The following is a 7636-nucleotide window of genomic DNA, read 5'->3' as shown; positions in this document are numbered from 1 at the left end:
GAGAGCAAGCTCTCCATCAAGTCCGCTCGACTTGCATGTATTAGGCACGCCGCCAGCGTTCGTCCTGAGCCAGGATCAAACTCTCCAAGAAAGTTTGTAGCTCATTTTGAATCTGACGAGATTGATTTAATCTCAATCGCTCCGGTCATAAGACCATCGCGTTTATACTCACTCGTTGTTCAGTTTTCAAAGATCAAAACTTCTCTTTCAGCGCCGCTCTTTTATCTCAGCAGCAACTCTTATAATATATCATGTTACCCAGCAATTCGTCAAGCACTTTTTTTAATTTCTTTTTTCTTTCGCTTCCTGCCAGTCCGGCAGGCTTGTACCTTTTCGAAAGGGGCGAGAATTAATGTACCACAGAATGCAACCACCCGTCAACTACCCCATTAAAGTTATTTTTAAACCATAAAGAAGTGCAACGCCAGGCAGTCCCAACACCGTTACCGTTCCTATGGTTGCTGGATTAAGCGGAATGTATACTTCGGACATCAAGCCTGAGAAATTTACCAGGTAAAGTCCCAGTGCCGCCAACACCAAATGCGCTCCGAACATCGTCAACCAGCCAAACCCCAGCTTTTTCTTAAAGACGATGAACAGAAGCAGAAACAGCGAGACGCCAAGCACACCCCAAATCAACATTTTTACGGTCATGGATCGATCTCCTCCCAATCAAATCGTTATAAATACAACATTACCTCCACTAATTTAATGGGACATCGTCCGGGTGCCCGTCCCTCTGGCCGCCGCCGATGCTTCCCTTGTTATCATTTGCACTCGGTTGAGGCCAATGTCTTTGGCTTGCTTCAAATGCATTTGATACTTGCGCTCCGCTGCTTCCAGCATATAAATGGCATAATCGATCTGATCTTGTCCGAGCGCCTCCTCAAACCGCAGCCTGGCGCGTTCCCATTCCGCATGAGCATTTTGGACATCGTTATAAACGATCCACTTCTCTTCCTGATCCTCTTTGTACTGCCGGGCAGACATTCCTGATTTATTCCTCTTGAACCAAGTCATGTCCCAGACCCCTCCCTTGTCCACGAAAGTTACGGGCGGCTAAAGTACGGGTGCCTCACACCGCCTCCATTCTCATACTTATTCAGGAAAGGGACAAACTTAGAACAAAAAAAGAAGCCTCCGAAGAGGCTCCTTCTATAATTGCACGATTCAAATGTAAATGATCACTTAACAAAACGCTAAACACTAAGCATAACTTCAGTTCAATTGACGCCGTCCTTCCAATGCCTTCGACAAGGTTACCTCATCCGCGTACTCCAGGTCCCCGCCTACCGGCAGACCATGCGCGATACGCGTCACGACGATTTCAAAAGGGCGTACCAGCCGCGAGATATACATCGCCGTCGCTTCCCCTTCGATATTCGGATTCGTCGCTAAAATAAGCTCCTTGACCCGCTCATCGCTAAGCCGGGTAAGCAGTTCCTTCAGCCGAATGTCATCGGGACCGATTCCCTCCATCGGAGAGATGGCTCCCTGAAGAACGTGATAATAACCATTGAATTCCTTGGTCCGCTCCATGGCGACAAGATCTTTGGGATCCTGCACTACGCAAATGACAGACGGATCGCGCGTTTTATCCTGACAAATCCGGCACGGATCGGTGTCTGTAATATTGCAGCATACGGAACAGTAAGTGAGATTCCGCTTAACGCTGACCAGGGCCTTGGCAAAGTCAATGACGTCGTCCTCTTTCATGTTCAGCACATGAAAAGCAAGCCGGGCCGCGGTTTTCGGCCCGATGCCCGGCAGTCGCGTAAACGCATCGATCAGCTTCGAGATCGGTTCGGGATAATACAAAGCGCAGGATCTCCTTCAGCTTTAAATTTAGAACAAGCCAGGAATTTTCATTCCGCCTGTAAATTTGCCCATGTCGGCATTCGCAATTTCGTCCGCTTTACTCAGCGCATCGTTCACGGCAGTCATCACCAGATCCTGCAGCATTTCCACGTCGTCCGGATCAACAGCCTCCGGCTTAATCGTAATGGAGAGCAGTTTTTTGTGGCCGTTCATTTCCACGGTAACCACGCCGCCGCCGGAAGTACCTTCGACCTTTTTGTCAGCAAGCTCTTCCTGCGCCTTGAGCATTTGCTCCTGCATTTTTTTCACTTGCTTCATCATTTGATTCATATTATTCATGGGTCATCTCTCCTTAAATTAATTAAGTGCACTTCAAGGTGCGGTTAATCTTTTATGACAACGAGGTCCTCTCCAAACATCTGGAGCGCCTCATCAATCCATGGTTTTGAATTCGGATCTTTCGATTCATGCTCATGCTCATGCTCGAGCTTCAGCTCTTCCTTGGGCTGCGCAGCCCCTTCCATCGAGGCGCTCCAATCCCGCTGCATCATGGTAACCAAATGATACGGTTTGCCGAGCACGGAGTGCAGCACACCCTCGATCACCTGCTTATTGGCCGGCTTCTCGGTCGTTTCCCGGTGGATATTATTTTTAAAGGCAACCAGCACGGTGTCCTCAGTCGCGGAAACCGGCTCGCCGTCCATAAACCAGGCATGGACCGTCACCTTCTCCTCCTTGACTCCTTGCAGAATATGAGCCCACTGGCGCTGAATCTCCATGAATTCAGGACTTCCCTTACTTGCTACAAACTGATCCATATTCGCCGGAATCTTCGCGGCCGACGACATGCGCGGGGCCGGCGGAGCTGCAGGCCTGGATGGTCCGCTATTACCAGCGGCCGGAGCCGCACCGGACTTGATGAAGCGCTCGAGCTTCTTCTCCAGAGAGGCGACCTGCTGCTTGAGCTGATTGATCACAGCCGAATCGGCCGCCGCCTCCTGAGGGCGATCGCCGTCTCCCGCTTCACGGGGAATGCCGCACAGCTTAAGCAGTGCAACCTCGAACAAGGTCTGAGGCTGGGAAGCATATTTCATTTCACTCTGATAATGATTGAGCGTATCGATCATTTGAAACAGCTGCTTGCGGGAAAAGGCGGAAGCCATCTCCTTGTATTCTTCCGGATGAAGGACACGGTCCGTGAGCTTGTCTGCCTGCGGAATCATCTGGATCATCAATAAATCGCGGAAATAATACAGCAGGTTCTCCATGCATTTATCGGCGCTCTTGCCTTCCTGCATAAAACCTTCCACCAGCATGAGCACCTGGCCCACGTCACCTTCCAGAATGGCCTGTGCAAGTTTGCCGAATTGCTCCGAAGCAATCCCACCGGTCATACTCAGCACTTGTTCATAAGATACATGACCGCCGGTAAACGACGCAATCTGATCCAAGATGCTCAGCGCATCCCGCATCCCGCCGTCGGATAGCCTCGCTATATATTGAAGCGCTTCATTCTCGGCTTCAATGCCTTCTTCCTGTGAAATCTGTCTTAACCGATCCGTCTGCTCCTCCAGGGATACCCGGCGGAAATCAAAGCGCTGACAGCGCGATATAATCGTCGCCGGCAGCTTGTGCGGTTCGGTCGTCGCCAAAATAAACATGACGTGCGGAGGGGGTTCCTCCAGCGTCTTCAGAAGCGCATTAAACGCCTCTGTCGTCAGCATATGCACTTCGTCAATAATATAAACCTTCTGCCTTACTTCGGTCGGTGCGTACTTCACTTTCTCGCGAAGATCGCGGATTTCTTCCACGCCGCGGTTAGAAGCAGCGTCAATTTCCTGAACGTCCATCACCGCACCCGAAGTAATTCTGCGGCAGGATTCGCATTCATTGCACGGCTCCGCTGCAGGTCCACGCTCGCAGTTCACCGCTTTGGCCAAAATTTTGGCCGCGCTGGTTTTACCGGTTCCGCGCGGGCCGCTGAACAGGTAGGCATGGGAAACCCGCTGTTCGCGGATCGCGTTCTGCAGCGTTTGAATGATATGCTGTTGTCCCACCATGTCCCGGAACGACTGAGGCCGCCAGGCACGGTACAACGCTATATGTTCCACTTCGCTTACCCTCTTTCAACTTCCACTAAGCGTGGGTTCGTTGCCTCATCATTATACTATAATCCGGCGTCATGCAAAACGTCCAACACGCATGTTGCAGCAGGCTTTTACGTGTCCGCCGCCTGCATCCGTGAAAATGAAAGGCCGCCATGAGAACATCCGGAATAAATAAAAAGCATCTTTACCACCTGATGGCAAAGATGCTGAAATAATTGTCAAGTTTAAGCCGTGCACCTGTTATTGATGATTGCGATCCGAGTGGCACCCCTGCGTAACAACTCGGGCTAGGCTATCCTCCGGCACAAGAGTGGGCTTGCTTATGGCTGCTTCCTTCCGGACCTGACCAGGTTCACAAGTACTCATTGCGGAGGACCCAACCGTCAACATTGCACGCAGGGACCAAACCTCACATCGACAATACCTCTAACAGGAATTCAACCTCGCTACAGCGGATTGCGAGTTACAGGGCACCGCTACCTCCCCATCTAGCACGGTGAAAATAAGTATATCGCATGCCTGTACAAAAAGCAACCACCCGGCAGAAAGTGGATAAACGCTCAAAAATAAATCTATTATTCTCGTTCCATATTCATCTAGCAAACGTTTATTGATATAGTGGTCCTATACCACAACCAATCCTACACATACGATTTAAAACGGAAAGGAACATCGCGTATGAATAAAGCAACCAAAACCGCATTGTGCCTGCTCATTGCAGCCACTGCCTGGAGCGGCATCGGCCAAAAGCCGGCTAGCGCCGCTGCACCCGTCAGCATCGTGCTGGACGGATATCCGCTGCCTTTCCCGGCTGCACCTAAAGTTGTTCAAGGAACGACACTTGTGCCCTTCCGGGCCATCTCCGAAGCGCTGGGCATCAGCGTGCAGTGGAATGCCTCGGCCAAGCAGATCACAGCAGTAAAGACAGACAAGGATTCCACGAAAAAGGTCGTTCTGACCGTCGGCAGCCGCAGCGCGACCGTAGACGGGACCAAAACGGCGCTGACCGTAGCTCCCCAAATGTCCGGAGGAAGTGTCCTAATTCCGCTCAGCTTCTTCAGCCAGCAGTTCGGCGCCGGCGTCAACTGGGATCAGGCGACGCATACCGTTACTATCGTGTCCCCCCAAGAAAAAATGTATACGCTGGCCTTTTACGCCATCTCGTCATTTTCTGAGTCGAGCCTGATTCCAAGCTTCGACGCAGCCGCCTTTGGCTGGAGCCGCATCGACGATCAGGGCCGGTTCACAACGACAGGCCAGGATTTTAAATGGCCGCAAGCGGCCGGCGATGTGACGCCGGAGAGCCTCGTCAGCTCCGCTGCTGCAGCCGGCACCACCCCTTATTTGATGGTATTTTCCGGCGACACCAAACTGGAACTGACGAAGGCGACCCAGGATCCTGAGCTTCAGGCAAGCCTGATTCAGCAGATGGTAGATACGGCCAAAACTAACGGATTCCAAGGCATTCTGCTGGACTTGGAAGGACTCGGGCTTACGGGGGACGCAGCGGCTGTACAGGCATCCTATAATGCTTTCATCCAAAAAGCAGCGGCAGCTACTCACGCCCAGGGCTTGAAGCTGTCGATCGCCCTGCCGCCTCTGAACGGTTCTTTTCATGGATACGATTATAAAAAGCTTGGCACGCTGGCCGATGAGCTCATCGTTATGGCTTATGCCTATACCGATGAGAAAAGCCCGCAGCCTAACGACAAAGTGGATGCGGCCATCCAGCTTGCGCTCAAACAGGTGCCTGCCAGCAAACTGGTTCTCGGCGTTAACCTTGCCAGCGAAAACGAAAACACCGTGAACACCAAAATTGGCCTGGCCAAACGGTACAATCTGAAAGGTATCGCCTTATGGCGCCTCGGCTTTAATAAAACCAACGTATGGGCAAAAATCGGCCAATCGGTCGACTTGAACAATTAAGACGCGGAATACATGCATGGTGCGTAAAAGGAAGGTTTCCTAAGGAATACAGGATCGGAGTTTACTGTAATTATATTGATCTTATTAAAGAAAAAATCCCCGGTTCATCGAACCGGGGATTGTCATTTGTTAAAAATATAACGGACCTATGCTGCCAAGCAGCGATTACATTCCGTATTTCTTCTTAAATCTATCAACACGGCCGCCAGCATCCAGGAATTTCTGTTTACCAGTGAAGAACGGATGGCAGTTGGAGCAGATTTCGACGCGAAGCTCTTCTTTCACCGAACCCGTTTCGAACGTGTTGCCGCATGCGCAAGTTACCGTAGTAACGTGGTATTTTGGTTGAATTTCTGTTTTCATGACTTTCACCTCTTTTTGCCCTGAGCCTCAGGCGGACCCAGAGTTATGTTGACACATAAATTCATTATAGCAGGGACGCGCCTACAAATCAATGGTTTCTTCCCATTCCAAGCGCTGCCGGATTAAGACAGAATCGGCTTCTTCGGGCGGATCATGCTTGGAGGCGGAACATGGGTATAGGAACCGATGACCACATCCGGAAGCTCCGCTTGGAAAATTTCAATCGCCTGCTTCATCCCCAGAATTTCGCCTTTGGCCGGCGGGATCAATTCCAAATAGCTCTCCGGATCAATGTTCAGGTTGCGCAGCTGAATCAGCTTCAGATTGGTCCGGCGCGCAAACTCCACCATCGCCTCGATTTCCTCTTCACGGTCTGTGACGCCAGGGAAAATCAAATAGTTGATGGACGTGTAAACGCCTTGGTCCGACGCATACTTCAGCGATTTCTCCACATTGGCAAGCGTATAACCACGCGGCTTATAGTAGGCGTTGTAATGGTCGTCCAGCGCGCTGATCGTGCTTACCCGCATCAGGTCAAGACCCGCATCGACGATGCCGCGGATGAAATCCGTCAGGCCGGCATTCGTGTTGATATTAATATATCCCATATCCGTGATCGAACGCACCTCGCGCATCGCTTCAATGATGATTTTGGCCTGTGTGGAGGGTTCGCCTTCGCAGCCTTGTCCGAAGCTGATGATCGACTCCGGCGTTTTTAAATGCTCCAGCATAATTTGAACGAGCTCGTCCACCCTCGGTTTGAAATTCATCCGGGTCTGGGGCGCCACAAATCCGCTGTCATCCGGTTGTTCTGAAATACATCCGAAGCAGCCGGCATTACAGGAGTAAGATACCGGAACAGCCCCTTCCCAACGATTCAAAAAGGTGTTGGATGCGGTTAGACATTCATAACCGAGCGCACAATTGGATAAATGCTGGTACAGCCGGTTCTCCGGATACTTCTCCGTCAGGCGCTTCACGCCAAGTTCCAATTCCTCTACATCGCAGTTCAGCGGGTTCCACTTCTCCGGGTCATCCGACAGCCGGCCCGTCGTGTAAAATTGTCCATCCTTCCACACGACAGCCGAGTAACCAAAGAGCGGCAGCTTGTATTCCTTGTCCGTCTTCACATAGCCGGGCAGGCATAACCGGGTGTAACCCTGCGGGAGCAGTGCCCCCACAGCCTGAGCATCTCCCGGGAGCGCCGTCATCTCACCCGTTTCCGGATCCATACCGATGGCACGAGTGTTGGGGAGGCCGACCAGCGTCGCGCCTTCCGGCAGGGGAATCAGCTCATCTTCCATAATTTCCACGATCATATCCGCGCTGCGGCCGAGACCGTACAGTGTGGGATGATCAAATACGTTGCCTTTTTCATCGGCATATACCAGATACATGATGTTCACCTCTTTATGCTAAAT

8 protein-coding genes, 1 rRNA gene and 1 other RNA gene are annotated in these 7636 nt (G+C 51.4%); 1 reads left to right on the top strand and 9 read right to left on the bottom strand.

Annotated elements, in window-relative coordinates:
• The 7 genes from ABID47_RS33555 to ffs form a co-directional block, all read right to left on the bottom strand.
• A 16S ribosomal RNA gene (locus ABID47_RS33555) occupies positions 1-91 on the bottom strand; the annotation flags it as partial.
• Positions 92-381: 290 nt separating this feature from the next.
• Positions 382-654, bottom strand: a complete 273-nt coding sequence (locus ABID47_RS33550; RefSeq protein WP_089549419.1) for a pro-sigmaK processing inhibitor BofA family protein — start codon at positions 652-654, stop codon at positions 382-384.
• Between the two features lie 54 nt (positions 655-708).
• Positions 709-1020, bottom strand: coding sequence for a hypothetical protein (locus ABID47_RS33545; protein ID WP_354503461.1), 312 nt, complete (start codon positions 1018-1020; stop codon positions 709-711).
• A 198-nt stretch (positions 1021-1218) separates the two neighbouring features.
• Entirely contained in the window at positions 1219-1818 is a 600-nt protein-coding gene (recR, locus tag ABID47_RS33540) for a recombination mediator RecR (RefSeq protein ID WP_076176968.1), read from the bottom strand.
• Positions 1819-1845: 27 nt separating this feature from the next.
• Complete coding sequence (locus tag ABID47_RS33535) at positions 1846-2157, bottom strand: YbaB/EbfC family nucleoid-associated protein (RefSeq protein ID WP_076176967.1); 312 nt, start codon at positions 2155-2157, stop codon at positions 1846-1848.
• A 44-nt stretch (positions 2158-2201) separates the two neighbouring features.
• Positions 2202-3929, bottom strand: a complete 1728-nt coding sequence (gene dnaX / locus ABID47_RS33530) for a DNA polymerase III subunit gamma/tau (protein ID WP_354503459.1) — start codon at positions 3927-3929, stop codon at positions 2202-2204.
• A 226-nt stretch (positions 3930-4155) separates the two neighbouring features.
• An RNA gene (gene ffs / locus ABID47_RS33525) (signal recognition particle sRNA large type) lies at positions 4156-4423 on the bottom strand.
• A 181-nt stretch (positions 4424-4604) separates the two neighbouring features.
• Here ffs and ABID47_RS33520 point away from each other — a divergent pair.
• Positions 4605-5852 (top strand): stalk domain-containing protein, encoded by a 1248-nt coding sequence (locus tag ABID47_RS33520; RefSeq protein WP_354503456.1) that lies wholly within the window; start codon positions 4605-4607, stop codon positions 5850-5852.
• A 165-nt stretch (positions 5853-6017) separates the two neighbouring features.
• Here ABID47_RS33520 and rpmE read toward each other — a convergent pair whose 3' ends face one another.
• Both rpmE and ABID47_RS33510 read right to left on the bottom strand, forming a co-directional pair.
• The gene (gene rpmE, locus ABID47_RS33515; protein WP_076176964.1) at positions 6018-6215 is read right to left on the bottom strand and encodes a 50S ribosomal protein L31; all 198 of its coding nucleotides are present in this window, start codon (positions 6213-6215) and stop codon (positions 6018-6020) included.
• A 122-nt stretch (positions 6216-6337) separates the two neighbouring features.
• Positions 6338-7612 carry a radical SAM protein gene (locus ABID47_RS33510; RefSeq protein ID WP_145142738.1) on the bottom strand — a complete coding sequence of 425 codons (1275 nt, stop codon included), beginning with the start codon at positions 7610-7612 and terminating at the stop codon, positions 6338-6340.
• Positions 7613-7636 lie beyond the last annotated feature (24 nt).

The organism is Paenibacillus favisporus, from assembly GCF_040545415.1.
GTDB lineage: Bacteria > Bacillota > Bacilli > Paenibacillales > Paenibacillaceae > Paenibacillus_AQ > Paenibacillus_AQ favisporus.
The sequence above is the reverse complement of the archived record's forward strand: the minus strand, read 5'-3'. Positions and strand labels throughout refer to the sequence as shown.